We start from the raw sequence: 19,378 nt of genomic DNA, 5'->3' as shown, positions 1-19,378 counted from the left end.
GTTTGCGGCCCGGGTCTACGGGATCAGGTCCGGCCGCGTCACCGGACGAAGCGCACCGCGCCGCCGGGCACCAGCTGCCCGGCCGCGCCGAGATCGGCGTCCGCCACCACCGCGATGACCGGGTAGCCCCCGGTCACCGGGTGGTCCGCCAGGAACAGCACCGGCTGGCCGCCGGTCGGCACCTGTAGTGCCCCACGCACCATCCCCTCGCTCGGCAGCTCGGCGCCTTGTGCCCGCGCCAGCGGCACCGGGCCGTGCAGTCGCACCCCCACCCGGTTGCTGTCGGGCGAGACCGCCCACTCCTGCCCGAACAGCGCGTCGAGCGCGGAGGCGGTGAACCAGTCCGATCTCGGTCCGAGGCGCAGCCGCAGCCGTGTCGGTCCGGACCGGGCGGGCGGCGGCGGGACGAAGTCCTGCGCCGGCCAGTCCCCGGTCGCGTCGCCGACCGGCAGCCGGTCGCCGACCTGGACCCGCGGCGGACCGAGGCCGGCGAGGGTGTCGCTGGCCCGGCTGCCGAGGGTCGGCGCCACCGCGATCCCGCCCCGCACCGCGAGGTAGCTGCGCAGCCCGCCGACGGCGCGGCCGACCGTCAGCACGTCGCCGTCGGCCAGGTGCACCGCGGCGAAGTCGCCCCGCGGCGTACCGCCGACACTCAGGTCCACCCGGGCCCCGGCGACCGCGACCGTCACCGACCCGATCGCGCGCACCCGCAGCCCGCCGAACGTCATCTCCAGGGTCGCCGCCCGAGCGTCGTTGCCCACCAGTCGGTTTGCGCACTCGTGCGAGTCCAGGTCGGCGGCGCCGGACGCCCCGACTCCGAGCGCGCCGAATCCGGGGCGGCCACGGTCCTGGACCGTGACCAACACCCCGGTACGAAGCACCTCCAGCCACGCCACACCATCGAGTGTCCCTCACCGGTGATCGGCGCCGCACTACGATCGGCGGATGCTGACCGCCGCGTTGTACGGGCTGGGCACGGCCGTGCCGCTGTTCCTCGGTGCGCTGATCGGCCTGCGGTACGACCTGCCGCGGCCGCTGCTCGCCGCGCTGATGGCGTTCGGCGCGGGCACCATGGTGGCCGCGGTGTCCACCGAGTTGTTCCAGCCGGCGTTCGACGCCGAGGGGGTGGCGGTCGCCGGGACCGCGTTGATCGCAGGCGCCTTCGTCTACGTGGTGTCGGATCACCTCATCGAGAACAAGCTCGGAGCGGCGGCCCTGGGGTGGGCGCTGATGCTCGGCACCCTGCTCGACGGCATCCCGGAGAACACCGCGCTCGGCGTCTCGCTCGGCGGGGGAGGTGGCCTGGTGCTGCTGGTGGCGGTGGCGGTCGGCAACGTCCCCGAGGCGGTGGCCGGGGCCGCGTCGATGCGGGCCCAGCATCGGTTCGACCCGCGCCGGACGCTGCTGCTGTGGGCGGTGACGGCCGTGGTGCTGGTACTGGTGGTGGTCGCCGCGAACGCGGCGGCCGACTCGATCAGCGACCGGCACATCGCGGTGATCCAGGCGTTCGCGGGCGGCGCGACGATCGCCGTGCTGGCGGACTCGCTGATGCCGGAGGCCTACCGGGAGGGCGGCTGGTGGGTGGGGCTGTCCACCGCGCTCGGGTTCCTGGTGGCCTTCGCCCTCGGCGGCTGAACGCCTGCCCCGCGACCTCGCGAATTGACCCCGACCGACCTCGAGGTTCTAGCGTGGCGGAATGCATTCGACCGACCACGGGTCCGATTCCGCCGAGCGCGGCTGGCGGCAACTTCTCGGCCCCGAGTACCTCGGCGCCATGGTGGTGCTCGCCGGCGGCGTCGCGCTCTACGCCGTCAACATCTACCTCACCGCGAGCCTGCTGCCCTCGGCCGTCGACGACATCGGTGGCGAACGCTACTTCGCCTGGGCGGCGACGATCTTCCTGGTGGCCTCGGTGGTCTCGGCGGTCCTGGTCAGCCGGTTGCTGGCCGGGGTGGGGCCACGCTGGGCCTACCTGAGCGCGATCGGGCTGTTCACCGCAGGCACGCTGGTGTGCGCGGCGGCCCCGGACATGCTGGTGCTGCTGCTCGGCCGGGCACTGCAGGGCTTCGGCGGCGGGCTGCTCAGCGGACTCGCGTACGCGCTGATCCGTTCGGTGCTGCCGGCCCGGCTGTGGTCGCGGGCGTCCGCACTGGTCTCCGCGATGTGGGGGATCGGCACCTTCGTGGGCCCGGCGGTGGGCGGGGTGTTCGCGCAGTTCGGGGTGTGGCGGCTGGCCTTCGTCACCCTCGCGGTGCTCGCCCTGGCGCTGGCCGCGCTGGTGCCCCGGTACATCCCCGGCGAGCGGGTCGCCGAGGCGGCGGTGGAGGCGATCCCGGTCCGGTCGATGCTGCTGCTCGCCTCCGCCGCACTGGTGGTGAGCGTGGCGAGCCTGGCCACCCGCGTCGGGGTGGCGGGCGCCGGGGTGCTGGCCGGTCTAGGCCTGCTGGTGGTGTTCGTGGTGCTCGAGCGGCGCGCGGCGGTGCGGGTGCTGCCGGCCGTCACCTTCGTCGCAGGCAACACGCTCAAGTGGTGCTACCTGACCATCGTGCTGCTTGCGATCGCCTCCACCGCGGAGACCTTCGTGCCGCTCTTCGGTCAGCGGCTCGGCGGTCTGACGCCCATCGCCGCCGGCTTCCTCGGTTCCGCGCTGGCGGTCGGCTGGACCATCGGCGAGATCTCCAGCGCGGGCGCGGCGCGGCCGCGGGCGGTGCGGGCGGTCCTGGTGGCGGGTCCGGCGATGGTCGCGCTCGGCTTCCTGACCGCGGCGTCGACGCAGCGGGACGCCGCGTCCGGGTCGGTGATCGCGGTCTGGGCCCTGGCGCTGGTGGTGGCGGGCGCCGGCATCGGAATGGCCTGGCCGCACCTGTCCGCGCTGGTGATGGGCAGCACCGACGACCCGGTGGAGGGCGGCCGGGCGGCCGCGGCCATCAACACCGTGCAGCTGGTGTCCAACGCGTTCGGGTCCGCGCTGGCCGGGGTGCTGGTCAACCTCGGCGGTTCGACGGTCGGGTCGGCGCAGCTGTTGTTCGGGACCGTCGCGGTGCTGGCCGCGTGCGCGGCGCCGCTGGCCTGGCGGGCGGTGCCGGTCCGGTAGCCGTCGAGCGTGCAGTTGCCGGGGCATCGACCCCAGGTGAAGCGACGAGAACTGCACACTCGGCGGGGTCAGAGGGCGACGAAGCGAACCGTCGCGCCCGGCCGCAGCAGCGCCGGCGGATCGCGGTCGACGTCCCACATCGGTGCGGCTGTGCTGCCGATCAGCTGCCAGCCCCCGGGCGAGGCGCGCGGGTAGACGCCCGAGAACTCGCCTGCCAGGCCGACCGCGCCGACCGGTACCTCGGTGCGCGGCACCGTCCGTCGCGGCACCTGCAGCCGCGGGTCGCCGCCGACCAGGTAGCCGAACCCCGGGGCGAATCCGGCGAAGGCCACCGTCCAGTCGCGGCCGGTGTGCGCGGCGACGACGCCGTCCGCCCCGAGCCCGGTCAGCTCCCCGACCTCCGACAGGTCGGGGCCGTCGTAGCGGACCTCGATCCGGACCACCTCGACCTCGGTCGCGGTGGACTCGGCGCCGGTGACCGGCCGGGTCTCGGTCAGCCAGCGGGTGATTCGGGCCCGGTCGGTCCGTGCACTGTCGAATCGCACCAGGACGGTACGGGCCGCCGGGACGACGTCGACGATGCCTTCGACGCGGTCGGCGTCGAGCGCCCGGTAGTGGGCGAGCACCGAGTCCAGGTCGTCGAACTCTGCCAGCACCGCGCTGTCGCCGGCGTCGAGCAGGCGCATCAGACGAACGGTTCCACGCCGATGCCCGACGCGACCAGCCGGGTCCGGACGGCGTCGGCCATGGCCACCGCGGACGGGGAGTCGCCGTGCACGCAGACGGATTCGGCAGCGACCGGCAGTACCGTGCCGTCGGCGGCCACGATCTCGCCGCGGTCGACCATCCGGAGTACCCGGTCGGCGACGTGCGCGGGATCGGTGAGCACCGCACCGGGTTCGGTGCGCGGCACCAGTTCCCCGGTAGCGGTGTAGGCGCGGTCCGCGAACGCCTCGGCCACCGTGCGCAGTCCGGCGGCCTCCGCCTCGACGAGGAACACCGAGCCTGGCAGCCCGAGCACCGGCAGGGTGGGGTCGTAGGCGAGCACGGCGGCGACCACGGCGCGGGCCTGCTCACGGTGGTGCACGATCGCGTTGTACAGGGCCCCGTGCGGCTTGAGGTAGGCGACCGCGGAGTCGACGGTCTGGGCCAGGCCGTCCAGAGCGCCGATCTGGTAGATCACGTCGGCGGTGAGGTCGGCGGGGGCGACGTCGAGGAAACGCCGCCCGAAGCCGGCCAGGTCCCGGTAGCCGACCTGCGCGCCGATCCGGACCGTCCGCTCGCCCGCCGCGCGGCAGGTGCGCAGCAGGGTGGTCGGGTCGCCGGCATGGAAGCCGCACGCGATGTTCGCGCTGCTGACCAGGTCGAGCATGGCGTCGTCGTCACCGAGCCGCCAGGCCCCGAAGCTCTCGCCGAGATCGCTGTTCAAGTCGATTGACGCCATGGCCGAATCCTAGGCGCCGATGACGTCGACGGTCCCCGCGCCGGCACACGCTCCGTGTCGCCCGCACACCCCCGGTGCGCGGGCAACGCGCATGTATGGCCGAGCAGCAGGGGTGTGCGAGACGGGTCAGGCGGCGGCCGGGGCCACGATCCGACCGCTGTTGTGGCCGCGTCGCGAACCCACCACCCGACAGATCAGGTAGATCACGAACGAGATGCCGGTGACGAAGGTGGACACCGGAACGCCGGGCGCCAGCGACAGGAGGATGCCGCCGACCGCCGCGGTCTCGGCGAACAGGATGGACAACAGCGTGGTGCGCAGCGGGTTCGAGGTGATCCGGGCGGCCGCGGCCGCGGGGGTGATCAGCAGCGAGAGCACCAGCAGGGCCCCGACGATCTGCACGCCCAACGCGGCGGCAACGCCGACCAGCACGGCGAACACGATCGACAGGGCCCGGATCGGCACGCCGCGGGCCCGGGCGACCTCCGGGTCGGTGCTGGCGAACAGCAGCGGCCGGTACACCACCAGCAGCACCGCGAGCACCAGGACCGCGCACACCAGCAGCAGTTGCAGCCCGCTGTTGCCGACGCCGACGATCTGGCCGACCAGCAGCGAGAAACTGGTGCCGGTGCGGCCGGGGTAGAGCCACATGAACAGCACGGACAGGCCGAGCCCGAACGACATGATCACGCCGATCACCGAATCGCGTTCGCGGGCCTTCGAACCCAGCAACCCGAACAGCACCGCCGCGACCACCGAGCCGAGGATGGCGCCGACGCCGACACTCAGTCCGGCGAGCAGTGCGGCGGAGGCGCCGGTCAGCGACAGTTCGCTGGTGCCGTGCACGGCGAACGACATCTGCCTGCTGATGATCAGCGGTCCGATCGCGCCCGCGAGCAGCCCGAGGATGGCGGCGGCGAGCAGGGCCTGCAGGACGAAGTCGTAGTGCAGCAGGTCGACGGTGGCCTGCCAGTCGAACATCAGCGACAGCGCCTCGGAGAGCTTCTCGTTCATTCGTGGTCCTCGTGGTGGATGCCTTCGCCGCCCGCGCTGCCGAGGGCGTCGATGGCGTCGCCGGTGCCGACGACGACCAGTCGCCCGCGCACGTGCAGCACCTCGACATCGGTCTGGTACAGCTCGGAGAGCACCTCCGAGGTCATCACCTCTGCGGCCGTGCCGATCCGGAACCGGCCGTCGACGAGGTAGAGGACCCGGTCGACGAGCGGCAGGATCGGGTTGATCTCGTGGGTCACGAACAGCACCGCGGTCTGGTGGTCGAGCCGGCGCTGGTTGATCAGGTCGGAGACCCGGTGCTGGTTGGCCAGGTCCAGGCTCAGCAGCGGCTCGTCGCACAGCAGCACCTTCGGGTCGCCGACGAGGGCCTGCGCCACCCGCAGCCGCTGCTGCTCACCGCCGGACATCGAGCCGACCGGGGCGTCGGCGTAGGCCTGCGCACCCACCTGCGTGATGGCGGCGTCGACGATGGCGCGGCGGGCCCGACGGCCGCGGAAGCCGGTGCCCCAGCGGTGTCCGTCCACGCCGAGGCCGACCAGGTCGCGGCCGCGCAGCGGCAGGCCCTCGTCCATGGTCTTCTGCTGCGGGATGTACCCGACGTGGGAGTTCCCGGCGCGCGCGGGCGTGCCTGCGATCCGGACGCTGCCGCCGGACAGCGGTACCTGGCCGAGCAGGACCTTGAGCAGAGACGTCTTGCCCGAGCCGTTGGGCCCGAGCACGGCCACGAACTCGCCGGGCCGCACCTGCAGGTCCAGGCCGGACCACAGGGTGCGCGAGCCGTACGCGAGCTCGGCGCCGCTGAGCTGAACTGCCGGTTCCACCGGGGGCTGAACTGCCGGTTCCACCGGGGGTTGAACTGCCGGTTCCACCGCGGGGTCGACGACGGGATCCGGCGTGGCGTCGCTCACCGGGTGCTGCCGTCGAGCGCGGCGGCCAGGGCGGCGGCGGTCTCGGCCTGCCACTGCACGTAGGTGACGCCCTCGGGCAGCGTCTCGCTCACCTCGACAACCGGGATGCCCGCGGACTCGGCGGCCGTGCGGACGCTCTGGGTCACCCGGTCCTGGGTCTGGCTGTTGTAGATCAACGCGTCTACCTTCTTGTCTGCCAACAGTTCCCGGGTGGCAGCGATCGCCGCGGGCGGCGGGTCGTTGCCCTCCTCGATGGCCCGGGTGAAGTCCTCGGGGGTCTGGTCGTGCAGGTCCGCCGCGGCCAACAGGTAGTGCGCGATCGGCTCGGTCTGCGCGACCGGGGCCTGCGGGTGCGCCTTCGCGATCGAGTCGGTCACGGCGGTGATCCGGTGCAGCTCGTCGTGGAAGTCGTCGGCGTTGGCGGCGTAGGCTGCGGCGTTCGTCGGGTCCAGCGTGGCGAGCTCGGTGGCGATCCGCTGCGCGACGGCGTCGACGGTGGCGATGTCGTACCAGACGTGCTCGTTCACCCCGCCGTGGTCGTGGTCGTGGTCGTGCCCGTCGGCCTCCGGGTGTTCCTCGGCAGCCGGTGCGGTCTCGGCGGCCGGTGCGGCTTCGGCGGCGGGGGAGTGCTCACCGTGCAGGTCGGTCGCCGAGCCGTGCAGCGAGAACGCGTCGACCGTCGACTTGTCGGGCATGCTGGCGAGGATGTCGTCGAGGAAGCCGTCGTACCCGCCGCCGTTGTAGACCACCAGGTGCGCATCGGTGAGCCGGGCGGCGTCGCGCGGGCTGGCCTCGTAGGAGTGCGGGTCCGCGGCTGGGTCCGAGACGATCGAGACGACGTCCGCCCGGTCCCCGGCGACGGCGGCGGCGACCGAGCCCCACACGTTGGTGGACGCGACGATGCTCACCCGCTGGCCGGGCTCGACGGGGTCGGCGGAGTTCACGCCGGCGGCGGTGGAGCAGGCGCCGAGGGTCAGCGCGGCGGCCACTGCGAGCCCGACGGCGGTGCCGAGAGTGCGTCGGTGAGAGCGGGTCGGGGCTGGCTGAGGCATTCTCCAAATATTAATGGAAACCGTTTCCGTTGTCTATTAGCGGGGTCGTGGTTCCCGTCACCGCCGCGTTCAGTACCGTCCGAGCTATGCCCCGGTCCCGTCATCCGCATCGTCAGGCCACCCTGGCGTCGCTCGCGGCCGAGTTGAAGATCTCCCGCACCACCGTCTCCAACGCCTACAACCGTCCCGACCAGCTCTCCGCCGAGCTGCGCGAGCGGGTGTTCGACGCGGCCAGGCGCCGCGGCTATCCGGGGCCCGACCCGGTGGCCCGTTCGCTGCGCACCCGCAAGGCCGGCGCGGTGGGCCTGCTGCTCACCGAGGCGCTGAGCTACTCGTTCCGGGACCCGGCCGCGATGAGCTTCCTGGCGGGGCTCGCGGAGTCCTGCGAGGAGGCCGGCCACGGCCTGTTGCTGGTGCCGGCGGGGCCCGGGCGCGAGGACGTGGACGCGGCCGCCGTGGTGCAGCAGGCCGGGGTGGACGGCTTCGTGGTGTACTCCGTCGCCGACGACGACCCGTACCTCGCGGCGGTACGCGGGCGCCGGATGCCGATGGTGGTGTGCGACCAGCCTCGCGAGATCGCAGGTGCCTCGCTGGTCGGCATCGACGACCGCGGCGCCATGCGCAAGGTGGCCGAGTACCTGATCTCGCTGGGGCACACGAGCTTCGGCGTCCTGTGCATGCGTCTGGGTCGCGACATCCGGAACGGGCTCGTCGAGGGCGAACGGTTGAACTCGCCGAACTTCCACGTGCAGCGCGAACGCATCGCCGGGATCCGTGACGCGCTGACCGCCGCCGGGCTGGACCCGCACTCGCTGACGGTGATCGAGCGGGCCGAGCACTCCGGGCCGGCCGGTCACTCCGCCGCCGAGCAGGCGCTGACCCTGAACCCGCGGATCACCGCGCTGCTGTGCACCACCGACGTGCTCGCGCTCGGGGCCCTGGACTACGCCCGCGGCCGGGGCATCGACGTGCCCGGGCAGCTGTCGATCACCGGGTTCGACGGCATCGAGGACGCCCTCCGCGAGGGGCTCACCACCGTCCGCCAGCCCGCCGAGGAGAAGGGCCGCCGGGCCGGGGCGCTGCTGCTCACCGCGTCGCACTCCGGGGTCGCGACGGTCGAGATGCTCGACACCGAGCTGTTGCGCGGTCACACCGCGGCACCGCCCGGGTCGTAGCACCTCCGACCCGGGCCGGGCGGCCTAACCGACGGACTGGGCCCGGGCCTCGCTGAGCAGTTGCGCGCACCGCAGCAGGCCGAGGTGACTGTAGGCCTGCGGATGGTTGCCCAGCGAGCGCTCCGCGACGGGGTCGTACTCCTCGCTGAGCAGCCCGGTCGGTCCGGCCGCCGCCACCAGCTGCGCGAACAGGGCCTCCGCGTCGGCGAGCTGGTCGGTCAGCAGGTAGGCCTCGATCAGCCAGGCCGCACACAGGTGGAATCCGCCCTCGCCGCCGGGCAGGCCGTCGTCGTGGTGGTACCGGTACACGGTCGAACCGCTCCGCAGCTCGGCCTCGGTCGCGGTGACGGTGGCGGCGAACCGGGGGTCGGACGGGTCGATCAGGCCGGCCAGGCCGATGTGCAGCGTGGCCGCGTCGAGGTCGGTGCCGTCGTAGGCCGCGGTGTAGGAGTTGGCGCGGTCGCTCCAGCCCCGGTCCTTGACCTCGTCGGCGATCTCGGCGCGCAGGGTCTCCCAGCCGGGTTCGGCGTCCCGCCCGAACTGCCGCGCCAGGGTCAGCGCGCGGTCGACGGTGACCCAGCACATGACCTTCGAGTACACGTGGTGCCGCGGGTTGCCGCGGATCTCCCAGATGCCGTTGTCGGGCTCGGACCACCGGCGCTCGACGGCGAAAACCATGGCGCACACCAGGTCCCAGTCGGCGTCGGTCAGGGTGCTGGAGATGCCCTGCCGCTCGCGGGCGTGCGCGAGATGCGAGATCAGGTCCACGATCGGCCCGAACACGTCCAGCTGCACCTGCGAGTTCGCGGCGTTGCCGACCCGCACCGGACGGGACCCGGCGTACCCGGGCAGCGTGTCGAGGACCGCCTCGGGCGGCAGGCTGGAGCCGTAGATCGTGTACAGCGGGTGCAGCCGCTCCGGGCCGGGCACCGTCTCGAGCACCCGGTGCACCCAGGCGAGGAAGTTCTCGGCCTCGGCGAGCGAGCCCAGGGAGACCAGCGCGGACGCGGTCAGTGAGGCGTCGCGCAGCCAGCAGTAGCGGTAGTCCCAGTTGCGGACGCCGCCGATTTCCTCCGGCAGCGACGTGGTCGCCGCCGCGAGGATGGACCCGGACTCGGCGTGCACCAGCCCGCGCAGGGTCAGTGCCGAGCGCTTCATCAGGTCGGGCTTGAGCGGCGGCAGCGCCAGACCCTGCGCCCAGTCCCGCCAGTACGACTCGGCGGCCGCCCGACGCTCGGGCTCCGGCGTCGCCGACGGGTCGAGATCCGAGGTGCCGCAGCGCAGTTCGAGCACGATCGGGCCGGACGACGGGTCGACGACCGCGGTCGCGGTCTGCTGCACCCCGTCGCTGGTGATCTCCCAGTCGACGCCGGGCGACCGCAGCACCACCGGATCGTTGGTGCCGTAGACCCGCAGGCCGTTCTCCTCCCGCTCGAGCTGGACCTGTACCTGCCCGAACTCGGGACGCGGGGCGAAGGTGACGACGGCCCTGGCCTGGCCGGTGATCACCCGGGTCAGGTCGGTCCGGTCGGACGGCACGTCGTGCGGCAGGTAGTCGGTGACCTGCAGGCTCGCCCACCGGGTCTGCACGGTCATGGTGCCGTCGACGTAGCGCTGGCTCAGCGGCAGCGCGGCGCGTTGCGGCGCCACGGTGAAGTGACCGGCCTGGGCGCCGCCGAGCAGGTGGGCGAACATGGCGGCGGAGTCCGGTTCCGGGTGGCACAGCCAGCTCAGCGACGCGTCGGGGGTGACCAGGGCCACCGAGCGCGGGCTGGCCAGCATCGTGAGTCGTTCGATCGGGGCGGCGCTGTCCCCGTGCAGCCAGGCGCGCCGCTCCTCGAACAGGAACGCCAGCGCGGTGCCGACGTCCTCGGTGGTCCCGACCCGGAACTCGGCGAGCGACTCGCCGGTGCCCACCTTCACCCCGAGGTCGGGTCCCGCCAGCCGGCGGAAGGCCTTCTCGTCGGTGACGTCGTCGCCGAAGAACACCGTGGCCGAGGCACCGACCCGGTGCCGGATGATGTCGAGGGCCTCGCCCTTGTCGGTGGCGATCACGGCGAGTTCGATGACGGCCTTGCCGTCCGTGACCTGCACGCCGTCCCAGGTGGCGGCGCCGCCGCGGACCCGGGCGAGCGCGGCGTCGGCCACCGCGGGTTCGGCGTTGCGCACGTGCAGGGCGGCACTGGCCGGCTTGGTCTCGACGGTCAGACCGGCCCCGGCGGAGGCGATGACCTGCAGCTCGCGGGTGATCTCCCGGAGCAGGCGCTTGGCGTCGTCGTTGATCTCGTGGACGAACCCGACGTCGAACTCGGAGCCGTGACTGCCCACCAACTGCACTTCGACCGGCAGCCGCGAGAGCATCGCCAGGTCCCGCAGCGCCCGCCCGGAGATCACCGCGGAGTCGGTGGCGGGCAGGCTCGCGAGCGCCCGCAGCGCCCGCACCGACTCGGCATGGGGGAACGCCTTGGCGGGGTCGGACACGATCGGCGCCATGGTGCCGTCGTAGTCCGACGCCACCAGCAGGCGCGGCGTCCTGGCGACGGCGATCAGGCGACGTCGGAGCTCGAGAGGTAGGTCTTGCGCACTCACCGTGCGAAGTCTACTTAGGAAAGTGCGTGCGATCGGTATTCAGGACGCGAACGCCACTCAGGCCTTGGCGGGATCCTGGTAGCCGCCGCCGAGCAGCAGTTCGACGGTGAGCGCGAGGCGCTTGGCGACGTCGGTGGCCGAGGAGCGGCGGGTCAGCCAGGCCACCAGGTTCGACAGCCACACGTCGGAGATGACGCGGGCGATCGCGAGCTGCTCCTCGGTGGGTTCGGTGTCGCTCATGGCGCGGGCGAAGAGCGAGTCCATCAGCTTGCCGACCTGGTCGACCTCCGCGGCGGCGGACGCGTCGGCGAACATGAACGCGCGGGTCATCGCCTCGGTGAGCAGCGGCTCACGCTGCATGGCCCGGGTGATCTGGCCGAGGATCATGGTCATCCGCTCGATCGGACTCTCGCCCGGCGGCATGCCCTTCTTGCGGGTGTCGATCTTCTCGAACTCGCGGGCGAGCGCGGAGACCAGCAGGTGCACCTTCGAGGGGAAGTAGCGGTAGAGGGTGCCCACCGCGACGTCGGCGCGCTCGGCCACGGCGCGCATCTGTACGGCCTCGTAGCCGCCCTTCGAGGCCAGCACGAGGGTGGCGTCGAGGATGCGCTTGCGACGGTCGCGTTGTGCGTTCGAACTGAGGTCATCGTCGGTCAGCGTCGTCACGGTCGCATTGTTTGCGGCGACTTTGCCCGCCGAACGTGTACGAGATGAGGAGGTCATCGACGAAATCCTTGGCATAGGTGTGTTCTGGAACCGGCGTTTTTCGGTCCCGGTCTTGACTGCAGCGGTCCTGGTCTTGACTATGGACCGATTAAGAGATTAGAACACGTTCTACACGATTTTGTCAGGTGCAGACTCTGACAGTTCTGAAAGGTTGGCCCTTCTTGTGACCATCGCCACGACCGACGAGCAGCGCGCCGTCCAGGAATCGATCCAGTCCTGGGCCCGCTCGGTCAATCCTATCGAGACTCTGCGATCGGACGAAGCGGATTCCTGGCGGACGCACTGGTCGGCGCTCGCCGAACTCGGGGTGTTCATGGTCGCGCAGGCGGAGGAGGTGGGCGGCGCGGACGGCGAGATCGTCGACCTCGCGGTGATGCTCGAGCAGGCCGCCGCCGAGCTGGCCGCCGGGCCGGTGCTGTCCACGGCGCTGGCCGCACTGGTGGTCGGGCGCAGCGGCGAGACCGCCGCCAAGACCTGGGGCCCGGAGCTGGCGGAGGGTCAGCGACCGGTGGGCGTGGTGCTCGACGGCGCGGTGACGGCCGAGCCGGACGCCGACGGCAACCTGGTGCTGCGCGGCGACGCGGGCTTCGCGCTCGGCGGCGCGCCCGGCGTTTCGGTGCTGCTGCCCGCCGCCCGCGGCAGCGAGACCGTGTGGTGCCTGCTCGACGCCGACAGCGACGGCCTGACCGTCGAGGCGGTCGAGAACGTGGACCTGAGCGTCCCGCTCGCCACCGTCCGGCTCGACGGCGTGAGCGTGCCGTCGGATCGGGTGCTCACCGGGGTCCGGCCGGGCCTGGTGCGTGACCTGGCCGCCACCCTGGCCGCGGCCGAGGCCGCCGGGATCGCCGGCTGGTGCCTGCGGACCGCGGTCGAGTACGCGAAGATCCGCGAGCAGTTCGGCAAGCCGATCGGCTCGTTCCAGGCGGTCAAGCACCTGTGCGCGGAGATGCTCTGCCGCGTCGAGCAGGCCCGGGCCGTCGCCTGGGACGCCGCTGTCGCGGCGGAGACCGACGACGAGCTGCCGATCGCCGCCGCGGTCGCGGCCGCGGTCGCGCTCGACGCCGCGGTCGACACGGCCAAGGACTGCATCCAGGTGCTCGGCGGCATCGGCTTCACCTGGGAGCACGACGCGCACTTCTACCTGCGTCGGGTGCTCTCGCTGCGGGCGCTGCTGGGCGGCGGGGCGGCCTGGCGGGCCCGCGTCGCGGAACTGACCCTGGCCGGCGACCGCAGGCACCTGACCATCGAACTCGGCGACCTCGAGTCGCAGCGGGCCGGCGTGCGCGCCGAGCTCGAGGCCGTCGCCGCGCTGGCCGACGAGGAGCGTCGGGTGGCGTTCGCGGAGTCCGGCTACCTCGCGCCGCACTGGCCGCAGCCGTACGGCAAGTCGGCCAAGGCCGCCGAGCAGATCCTGATCGGCGAGGAGACCGTCCGCGCGGGCCTCGAGACCCCCAACCTGGTGATCGGCTGGTGGGCGGTGCCGACCATCCTCGAGCACGGCACACCGGAGCAGATCGAGCGTTTCGCGGTGCCCACCCTGCGCGGCGACGTGATCTGGTGCCAGCTGTTCTCCGAGCCCGGCGCGGGATCGGACCTGGCCGCGCTGCGGACCACCGCCGAGAAGGTCGACGGCGGCTGGAAGCTGCAGGGGCAGAAGGTCTGGACGTCGCTGGCCCGCGAGGCGCACTGGGCGATCTGCCTGGCCCGTACCGACAAGGACGCACCCAAGCACAAGGGCATCACCTACTTCCTGGTGGACATGCGCAGCGCAGGCATCCGCATCTCGCCGCTGCGTGAGATCACCGGTGACGCGCTGTTCAACGAGGTCTTCCTCGACGACGTCTTCGTCCCCGACGACTGCGTGGTCGGGCAGGTCAACGGCGGCTGGAAGCTGGCCCGCACCACCCTGGCCAACGAGCGGATCGCGATGAGCGGCGGCTCGTCGCTGGGCAAGGCGATGGAGGAACTGCTCGACCTCGCCCGCGCCGGCGGCGCCAACGCGGTCACCGAGGACCGGATCGGCTTCCTGATCGGCGAGGCGATGGTGGGCTCGCTGCTCGAGCACCGGACCACCCTGCGTCAGCTCGATGGCCAGGACCCCGGCCCGGCGTCGAGCGTGCGCAAGCTGGTCGGCGTCCGGCACCGGCAGGCGGTCGCGGAGTTCGCCCTCGAACTGGCAGGCACCGCGGGTGCGGTCGAGGGACCGCTCTCGCGCGAGTTCCTCAACACCCGATGCCTGTCCATCGCCGGCGGTACCGAGCAGATCCTGCTCACGGTGGCGGCGGAGCGGATCCTGGGTCTGCCCCGGGACTAGCGCTCGCGAGACCAGTTCCCGCCCGGCCCGGGTACGCGTTCCCGGGCCGGGCGGGCATTGTTCCGATACCCAGAAACTGATACAACTAGAACACGTTCTAACCTCGTAGGCGGGATTGTCAAGCGTGGATTTCTCTCAGGACCAGACTCAGGAAACGGTGGCGGAGATCGTCGTCGGGCTGCTCGCCCGCGAGGTCTCCGATCCTGCCGACACCAGCGGGTTCAACCCCGCACTGTGGGCGGCGCTCGCGAAGGCGGACATGCTTTCGCTGGCGGTGCCCGAACGGCTCGGCGGTGACGGACTCGGCCTGGCCGAGGTGGCGGCGGTGCTGACCGAGCTCGGTCGCGGCGCGGCCCCGGTGCCTGCCCTCGCCACCCTCGGCTTCGGCGTGCTGCCGGTGCTCGCGCTGGGGACCGCCGAGCAGCAGGACGTGCTGCTGGAGCGGGTCTCCGGTGGCCGGGTGCTCACCGCGGCGCTGGCCGAACCGGGCGCGGCGTTCCCGCTCGCTCCGGCGACGACGGCCGTGGCCGCCGACGACGGTGACGGTGTGGTCGTCACCGGGCTCAAGGTCGCGGTGCAGTTCGCGGACCTGGCGTACCGGATCCTGGTGCCGACCGACGCGGGCGTGGTGCTGGTCGCGCCCGACGCCCCCGGCGTGACCCTCGCCAAGAGTGCCACCTCCTCGGGTGCCCCCGAGTTCTCGGTGCGGCTCGACGGTGTCCGGGTGCCTGCGGGCGAGGTGCTGGGCGGCGACAACGCCACCCTGTACCGGATCGCCCTGGCCTGCATCGGTGCCTACGCGGACGGACTGCTCGCCGGCGCCACCACGTTGACCGCGGACCACCTGCGTACCCGGGAACAGTTCGGCAAGCCGCTGGCCATGTTCCAGGCCGTCGCGCAGCAGATCGCCGACGTCTACGTCACCTCCCGCACCCTGCACGTCTCGGCGCTCTCGTCGGGCTGGCGGGTGGCTGAGGGACTGGACGCCGACAGCGACCGGACGCTGGCCGACGCGGACGACGACCTCGAGGTGATGTCCTACTGGATCGCCGCCGAGGTGCCCGCCGCGATGCGCACCCTGCACCACCTGCACGGCGGTCTGGGCGTCGACGTCACGTACCCGATGCACCGCTACTTCTCGATTGCCAAAGACCTGGCGCGCCTCATCGGCGGCGCCTCGTCCCGACTCGACCTCGTGGGGGCCCGGTGTTCATCGATCTGACACCCGAACAGCGTGAGCTGCAGGCGGAGTTCCGCCGCTACTTCTCCGGACTGATCTCCCCGGAGGAGGCCGAGGTGATGCTCACCGAGCGGCACGGACCCACCTACCGTGAGGTGATCCGCCGGATGGGCAAGGACGGCTGGCTCGGCGTCGGCTGGCCGACGGAGTACGGCGGCAAGGGCTTCGGCGAGATCGAGCAGCAGATCTTCGTGAACGAGGCCGTGCGAGCCGACGTTCCGCTGCCCTCGGTCACCCTGCAGACGGTCGGCCCGACGCTCCAGACCTACGGAACCGAGGAGCAGAAGCGCAAGTTCCTGCCCGCGATCCTGGCCGGCGAGGTCCACTTCGCGATCGGCTACTCCGAGCCCGAGGCCGGGACCGACCTGGCGGCGCTGCGCACCACGGCGGTCCGGGACGGCGACGAGTACATCGTCAACGGACAGAAGATCTTCACCACCGGTGGCCACGACGCCGACTACATCTGGCTCGCGGTGCGGACCGGTGACGCGGACTCGCGGCACCGCGGCATCTCGATCCTGATCGTCGACACCACGGACCCGGGTTTCACCTGGACCCCGATCATCACCGCCGACGGCGCGCACCACGTCAACGCCACCTACTACTCCGACGTCCGCGTGCCCGCGAGCATGCTTGTCGGAGAAGAGAACAAGGGGTGGAAGCTCATCACCACCCAGCTCAACCACGAGCGCGTCATGCTCGGACCCGCGGGCCGGGTCGCCGGGCTGTACGAGAAGGTGCACGAGTGGGCCGCCAAGCGCGACCTGCTCGGCGAGCCCGACGTGCAGCGCGGCCTCGGCGAGATCCACGCGACCTACCGGCTCAACGAGCTGCTGAACTGGCAGGTGGCCGCGGCCACCGGCGACGTCGACATCGCCGATGCGTCGGCGACGAAGGTCTTTGCCACCGAACGCATTCAGCGGGTCGGGCGGATCGCCGACGAGATCGTCGGGGCGCACGGCGACCCGGGTGACCCGGAGACCGCGCACCTGATGCGCTGGCTGGACGTGCAGGTCAAGCGGAACGTGGTGATCACGTTCGGCGGCGGCGTCAACGAGGTCATGCGTGAGCTCATCGCGATGGCCGGGCTCAAGCTGCCGAAGGTGCCGAGGTGAGCGAGAACGTGACGACGAGCACCGAGGCGACCGAGCGGGAAGCCTCGATTCTGGCTGCCGCGCAGCGGGTTCGGGACGGCGGGGCGAGCAAGCCCCGCGCCGGGCGTGACCCGATCAACCTGCCGATGATCCGCAACTGGGTCGAGGCGATCGGCGACGAGAACCCCATCTACGTGGACGAGGACGCGGCCCGCGCCGCCGGCCACGCCGGTGTGGTGGCGCCGCCCGCGATGGCGCAGGTCTGGACCATGCGCGGCCTCGGTGCGGTCCGCGAGGAGGACGACCCGCTGGGCGCGATGACGCAGATCCTCGACGATGCCGGGTACACCTCCGTGGTCGCGACGAACTGCGATCAGACCTACCACCGCTACCTCGCCCCGGGCGAGGAGGTCACCATCGAGTCGGTTCTCGAAGACGTTGTGGGGCCGAAGAAGACGGGGCTGGGGGAGGGCTGGTTCTTCACCACCCGGAACCTGTGGAAGGTGGGCGACGAGGTCGTCGCCGAGATGCTCTTCCGCATCCTCAAGTTCGCGCCCCCGGCCAAGGCGGAGGCCGTGGATCCCGAGGCCGCGGCCGTGGCCACCTCGGCCAGCGGCGACCCGGTCGACGACCTCGACGGCACCCGGATGATGCGGCCGGCCGCGTCGCGGGACACGCAGTTCTTCTGGGAGGGCGTGGCCGCGCACGAGCTGCGCCTGCAGCAGCGTCCCGACGGTTCGCTGCAGCACCCGCCGGTGCCCGCGTTGTGGAAGCCCAAGGGCGAGACCACCGACTACGTGGTGGCCTCCGGTCGCGGCACGGTGTTCAGCTTCGTCGTGCACCACGCGCCGAAGGTGCCGGGTCGACCGCTGCCGTTCGTCATCGCGCTGGTCGAGCTGGAGGAGGGTGTGCGGATGCTCGGCGAGCTGCGCGGCGCAGACCCCGAGACCGTCGCCATCGGCCAGAGCGTCGAGGTGGACTTCCTCGACTTCCCGGCCGACCCGGACGACAGTGCCAAGGGCGCCTGGACGCTGTACGCGTGGCGGCCCGTCGATCGCATCAGTTCCGAGGAGAGTCGATGACCCCGCTGAACCCGCCCGCCGTCGCGGTCGGCGACACGCTCCCGGCGCTGGTCGTCGAGGGGACGCCGACGTTCGTCGTGTCGACGGCGCTGGCCACCCGCGACTTCCAGGACGTGCACCACGACCGGGACCTCGCGCAGCAGCGCGGCTCCAAGGACATCTTCGTCAACATCCTGACGGACACCGGCCTGGTGCAGCGCTACGTCACGGACTGGGCGGGGCAGAAGGCCGTCGTCAAGTCGATCGCGTTGCGTCTCGGCGTGCCGTGGTACGCCTACGACACCCTGACGCTGACCGGCACTGTCGAGTCGATCGAGGACGGGCTGGTCACCCTGGCCGTCGTCGGCAGCGACTCGCTGGGCAAGCACATCACCTCCACCGTCCGGCTGGTCATGGACGGCACGGTTTCGTCTAGCGCAGTGGGGAGCCCCGCATGAGCGGCCTGTCCGGCAAGGCGTCGATCGTCGGCATCGGCGCCACCGACTTCTCGAAGGACTCTGGGCGAAGCGAACTCCGGCTCGCCGCGGAGGCCGTGAGCCTCGCCCTCGCCGACGCGGGCCTGACGCCCGCGGAGGTCGACGGCCTGGTCTCGTTCACGATGGACACCAACACCGAGACCGCCGTCGCCCGCGCGGTGGGCATCCCGGAACTGAAGTTCTTCAGCCGGATCCACTACGGCGGCGGCGCGGCCTGCGCGACCATCCAGCAGGCGGCGCTGGCCGTCTCCTCGGGCGTCGCCGACGTGGTGGTGGCCTACCGGGCGTTCAACGAGCGTTCCGGGCACCGGTTCGGCCAGGTCGACTCCGGCCTGGTCAACCAGGTGAACTCCTCGGGTGCGGACTACGCCTTCTCCTACCCGCACGGGCTGAGCACGCCCGCGGGCAGTGTGGCGATGATGGCCCGCCGGTACATGCACCAGTACGGCGCCACCAGTGAGGACTTCGGTCGGATCGCCGTCGCCGACCGCAAGCATGCGGCGACCAACCCGAATGCGTTCTTCTACGGCAAGCCGATCACCCTCGAGGACCACCAGAACTCGCGGTTCATCGCCGAGCCGCTGCACCTGCTGGACTGCTGCCAGGAGTCGGACGGCGGCATCGCGATCGTCGTCGTCTCGGCCGAGCGGGCCAAGGACCTCAAGCAGAAGCCGGTCTCCATCGCGGCCGCGGCCCAGGGCAGCGGCAAGGACCAGTACACGATGATGAGCTACTACCGCGACGACCTCGCGTGCATCCCCGAGATGGAGCTCGTCGGCAACCAGCTGTGGGACCAGTCGGGTCTGCGTCCGGAGGACATGGACATGGCGGTGCTCTACGACCACTTCACCCCGTACGTGCTGATGCAGCTCGAGGACCTCGGGTTCTGCAAGCGCGGCGAGGCGAAGGACTTCGTGCGCGAGCCGGGTGCGCTCGAGATCGGCGGGAAGCTGCCGCTGAACACGCACGGCGGCCAGCTCGGCGAGGCGTACATCCACGGCATGAACGGCATCGCCGAGGGCGTCCGTCAGATCCGCGGCACCGCCGTCAACCAGGTGCCGGGCGCGTCCCAGCTGCTGGTCACCGCAGGCACCGGCGTGCCGACCTCGGGCCTGGTGCTCACCGCCTGAGGGTTCGACCACCGCATTGACGACCGAGCGTGGCCGTGGG

Annotated in this window: 17 protein-coding genes; 9 read left to right on the top strand and 8 right to left on the bottom strand. The window is 71.9% G+C overall.

Translation table 11 applies throughout. The features are described 5' to 3' along the window. Positions 1-38: 38 nt before the first annotated feature. Positions 39-896, bottom strand: coding sequence for a 5-oxoprolinase subunit C family protein (locus tag ACFO6S_RS08620; protein WP_378415966.1), 858 nt, complete (start codon positions 894-896; stop codon positions 39-41). Positions 897-945: 49 nt separating this feature from the next. On the opposite strand from ACFO6S_RS08620, the gene ACFO6S_RS08615 reads away from it, so the two are divergent. After that, the gene (locus ACFO6S_RS08615; protein WP_378415964.1) at positions 946-1,635 is read left to right on the top strand and encodes a ZIP family metal transporter; all 690 of its coding nucleotides are present in this window, start codon (positions 946-948) and stop codon (positions 1,633-1,635) included. A gap of 61 nt (positions 1,636-1,696) precedes the next feature. Then, positions 1,697-3,094, top strand: a complete 1,398-nt coding sequence (locus ACFO6S_RS08610; RefSeq protein ID WP_378415962.1) for an MFS transporter — start codon at positions 1,697-1,699, stop codon at positions 3,092-3,094. A gap of 68 nt (positions 3,095-3,162) precedes the next feature. On the opposite strand, the gene ACFO6S_RS08605 is transcribed toward ACFO6S_RS08610, so the two are convergent. From ACFO6S_RS08605 to ACFO6S_RS08585, 5 genes are all read right to left on the bottom strand, one after another. Next, positions 3,163-3,780: a 5-oxoprolinase subunit B family protein gene (locus ACFO6S_RS08605; protein WP_378415960.1), complete on the bottom strand. Its 618-nt coding sequence runs from the start codon at positions 3,778-3,780 to the stop codon at positions 3,163-3,165. Continuing rightward, complete coding sequence (locus tag ACFO6S_RS08600) at positions 3,780-4,538, bottom strand: LamB/YcsF family protein (protein ID WP_378415959.1); 759 nt, start codon at positions 4,536-4,538, stop codon at positions 3,780-3,782. The genes ACFO6S_RS08605 and ACFO6S_RS08600 overlap by 1 nt, the downstream gene beginning before the upstream one ends. Positions 4,539-4,664: 126 nt before the next feature. Continuing rightward, on the bottom strand, positions 4,665-5,552 hold the full coding sequence (locus ACFO6S_RS08595) for a metal ABC transporter permease (RefSeq protein ID WP_378415957.1): 888 nt from the start codon (positions 5,550-5,552) through the stop codon (positions 4,665-4,667). Further along, positions 5,549-6,373 (bottom strand): metal ABC transporter ATP-binding protein, encoded by an 825-nt coding sequence (locus tag ACFO6S_RS08590; RefSeq protein WP_378415955.1) that lies wholly within the window; start codon positions 6,371-6,373, stop codon positions 5,549-5,551. The genes ACFO6S_RS08595 and ACFO6S_RS08590 overlap by 4 nt, the downstream gene beginning before the upstream one ends. 83 nt (positions 6,374-6,456) lie before the next feature. Next, entirely contained in the window at positions 6,457-7,512 is a 1,056-nt protein-coding gene (locus tag ACFO6S_RS08585; RefSeq protein ID WP_378415954.1) for a metal ABC transporter solute-binding protein, Zn/Mn family, read from the bottom strand. 86 nt (positions 7,513-7,598) lie between these two features. On the opposite strand from ACFO6S_RS08585, the gene ACFO6S_RS08580 reads away from it, so the two are divergent. Continuing rightward, a complete protein-coding gene (locus ACFO6S_RS08580) occupies positions 7,599-8,687 on the top strand; it encodes a LacI family DNA-binding transcriptional regulator (protein ID WP_378415952.1) in 1,089 nt (362 codons plus the stop codon). 24 nt (positions 8,688-8,711) lie between these two features. On the opposite strand, the gene otsB is transcribed toward ACFO6S_RS08580, so the two are convergent. Together otsB and kstR are read right to left on the bottom strand one after the other, a co-directional pair. Further along, complete coding sequence (otsB, locus tag ACFO6S_RS08575) at positions 8,712-11,276, bottom strand: trehalose-phosphatase (protein WP_378415950.1); 2,565 nt, start codon at positions 11,274-11,276, stop codon at positions 8,712-8,714. Between the two features lie 57 nt (positions 11,277-11,333). Continuing rightward, complete coding sequence (gene kstR, locus ACFO6S_RS08570) at positions 11,334-11,999, bottom strand: cholesterol catabolism transcriptional regulator KstR (RefSeq protein WP_378415948.1); 666 nt, start codon at positions 11,997-11,999, stop codon at positions 11,334-11,336. 166 nt (positions 12,000-12,165) lie between these two features. Between kstR and ACFO6S_RS08565 the strand changes: the two genes are divergently transcribed. From ACFO6S_RS08565 to ACFO6S_RS08540, 6 genes are all read left to right on the top strand, one after another. After that, positions 12,166-14,316, top strand: coding sequence for an acyl-CoA dehydrogenase family protein (locus ACFO6S_RS08565; protein WP_378415946.1), 2,151 nt, complete (start codon positions 12,166-12,168; stop codon positions 14,314-14,316). A 124-nt stretch (positions 14,317-14,440) separates the two neighbouring features. After that, positions 14,441-15,538, top strand: coding sequence for an acyl-CoA dehydrogenase family protein (locus ACFO6S_RS08560; RefSeq protein ID WP_378415944.1), 1,098 nt, complete (start codon positions 14,441-14,443; stop codon positions 15,536-15,538). Further along, complete coding sequence (locus tag ACFO6S_RS08555; RefSeq protein WP_378415942.1) at positions 15,523-16,671, top strand: acyl-CoA dehydrogenase family protein; 1,149 nt, start codon at positions 15,523-15,525, stop codon at positions 16,669-16,671. The genes ACFO6S_RS08560 and ACFO6S_RS08555 overlap by 16 nt, the downstream gene beginning before the upstream one ends. Continuing rightward, positions 16,668-17,732, top strand: coding sequence for a bifunctional MaoC family dehydratase N-terminal/OB-fold nucleic acid binding domain-containing protein (locus tag ACFO6S_RS08550; protein WP_378415940.1), 1,065 nt, complete (start codon positions 16,668-16,670; stop codon positions 17,730-17,732). Before ACFO6S_RS08555 ends, ACFO6S_RS08550 begins: the two co-directional genes overlap by 4 nt. Beyond that, on the top strand, positions 17,729-18,169 hold the full coding sequence (locus ACFO6S_RS08545; protein WP_378415938.1) for a MaoC family dehydratase: 441 nt from the start codon (positions 17,729-17,731) through the stop codon (positions 18,167-18,169). Before ACFO6S_RS08550 ends, ACFO6S_RS08545 begins: the two co-directional genes overlap by 4 nt. Further along, positions 18,166-19,338 carry a lipid-transfer protein gene (locus tag ACFO6S_RS08540; RefSeq protein ID WP_378415937.1) on the top strand — a complete coding sequence of 391 codons (1,173 nt, stop codon included), beginning with the start codon at positions 18,166-18,168 and terminating at the stop codon, positions 19,336-19,338. The genes ACFO6S_RS08545 and ACFO6S_RS08540 overlap by 4 nt, the downstream gene beginning before the upstream one ends. Positions 19,339-19,378: the final 40 nt, after the last annotated feature.

It is taken from the genome of Rhodococcus kronopolitis, from assembly GCF_042654025.1.
GTDB lineage: Bacteria > Actinomycetota > Actinomycetes > Mycobacteriales > Mycobacteriaceae > Rhodococcus_G > Rhodococcus_G kronopolitis.
Note: the sequence above shows the minus strand (reverse complement) of the source record. Positions and strands in the feature narration are given on the sequence as shown.

What these genes read in the sequence shown, in the direction of transcription:
- ACFO6S_RS08615 (WP_378415964.1), top strand. Translation starts at nt 946, where the DNA reads ATGCTGACCGCCGCGTTGTACGGGCTGGGCACGGCCGTGCCGCTGTTC.
- ACFO6S_RS08610 (WP_378415962.1), top strand. Translation starts at nt 1,697, where the DNA reads ATGCATTCGACCGACCACGGGTCCGATTCCGCCGAGCGCGGCTGGCGG.
- ACFO6S_RS08605 (WP_378415960.1), bottom strand. Translation starts at nt 3,780, where the DNA reads ATGCGCCTGCTCGACGCCGGCGACAGCGCGGTGCTGGCAGAGTTCGAC.
- ACFO6S_RS08600 (WP_378415959.1), bottom strand. Translation starts at nt 4,538, where the DNA reads ATGGCGTCAATCGACTTGAACAGCGATCTCGGCGAGAGCTTCGGGGCC.
- ACFO6S_RS08595 (WP_378415957.1), bottom strand. Translation starts at nt 5,552, where the DNA reads ATGAACGAGAAGCTCTCCGAGGCGCTGTCGCTGATGTTCGACTGGCAG.
- ACFO6S_RS08585 (WP_378415954.1), bottom strand. Translation starts at nt 7,512, where the DNA reads ATGCCTCAGCCAGCCCCGACCCGCTCTCACCGACGCACTCTCGGCACC.
- ACFO6S_RS08580 (WP_378415952.1), top strand. Translation starts at nt 7,599, where the DNA reads ATGCCCCGGTCCCGTCATCCGCATCGTCAGGCCACCCTGGCGTCGCTC.
- kstR (WP_378415948.1), bottom strand. Translation starts at nt 11,999, where the DNA reads ATGACCTCCTCATCTCGTACACGTTCGGCGGGCAAAGTCGCCGCAAAC.
- ACFO6S_RS08545 (WP_378415938.1), top strand. Translation starts at nt 17,729, where the DNA reads ATGACCCCGCTGAACCCGCCCGCCGTCGCGGTCGGCGACACGCTCCCG.
- ACFO6S_RS08540 (WP_378415937.1), top strand. Translation starts at nt 18,166, where the DNA reads ATGAGCGGCCTGTCCGGCAAGGCGTCGATCGTCGGCATCGGCGCCACC.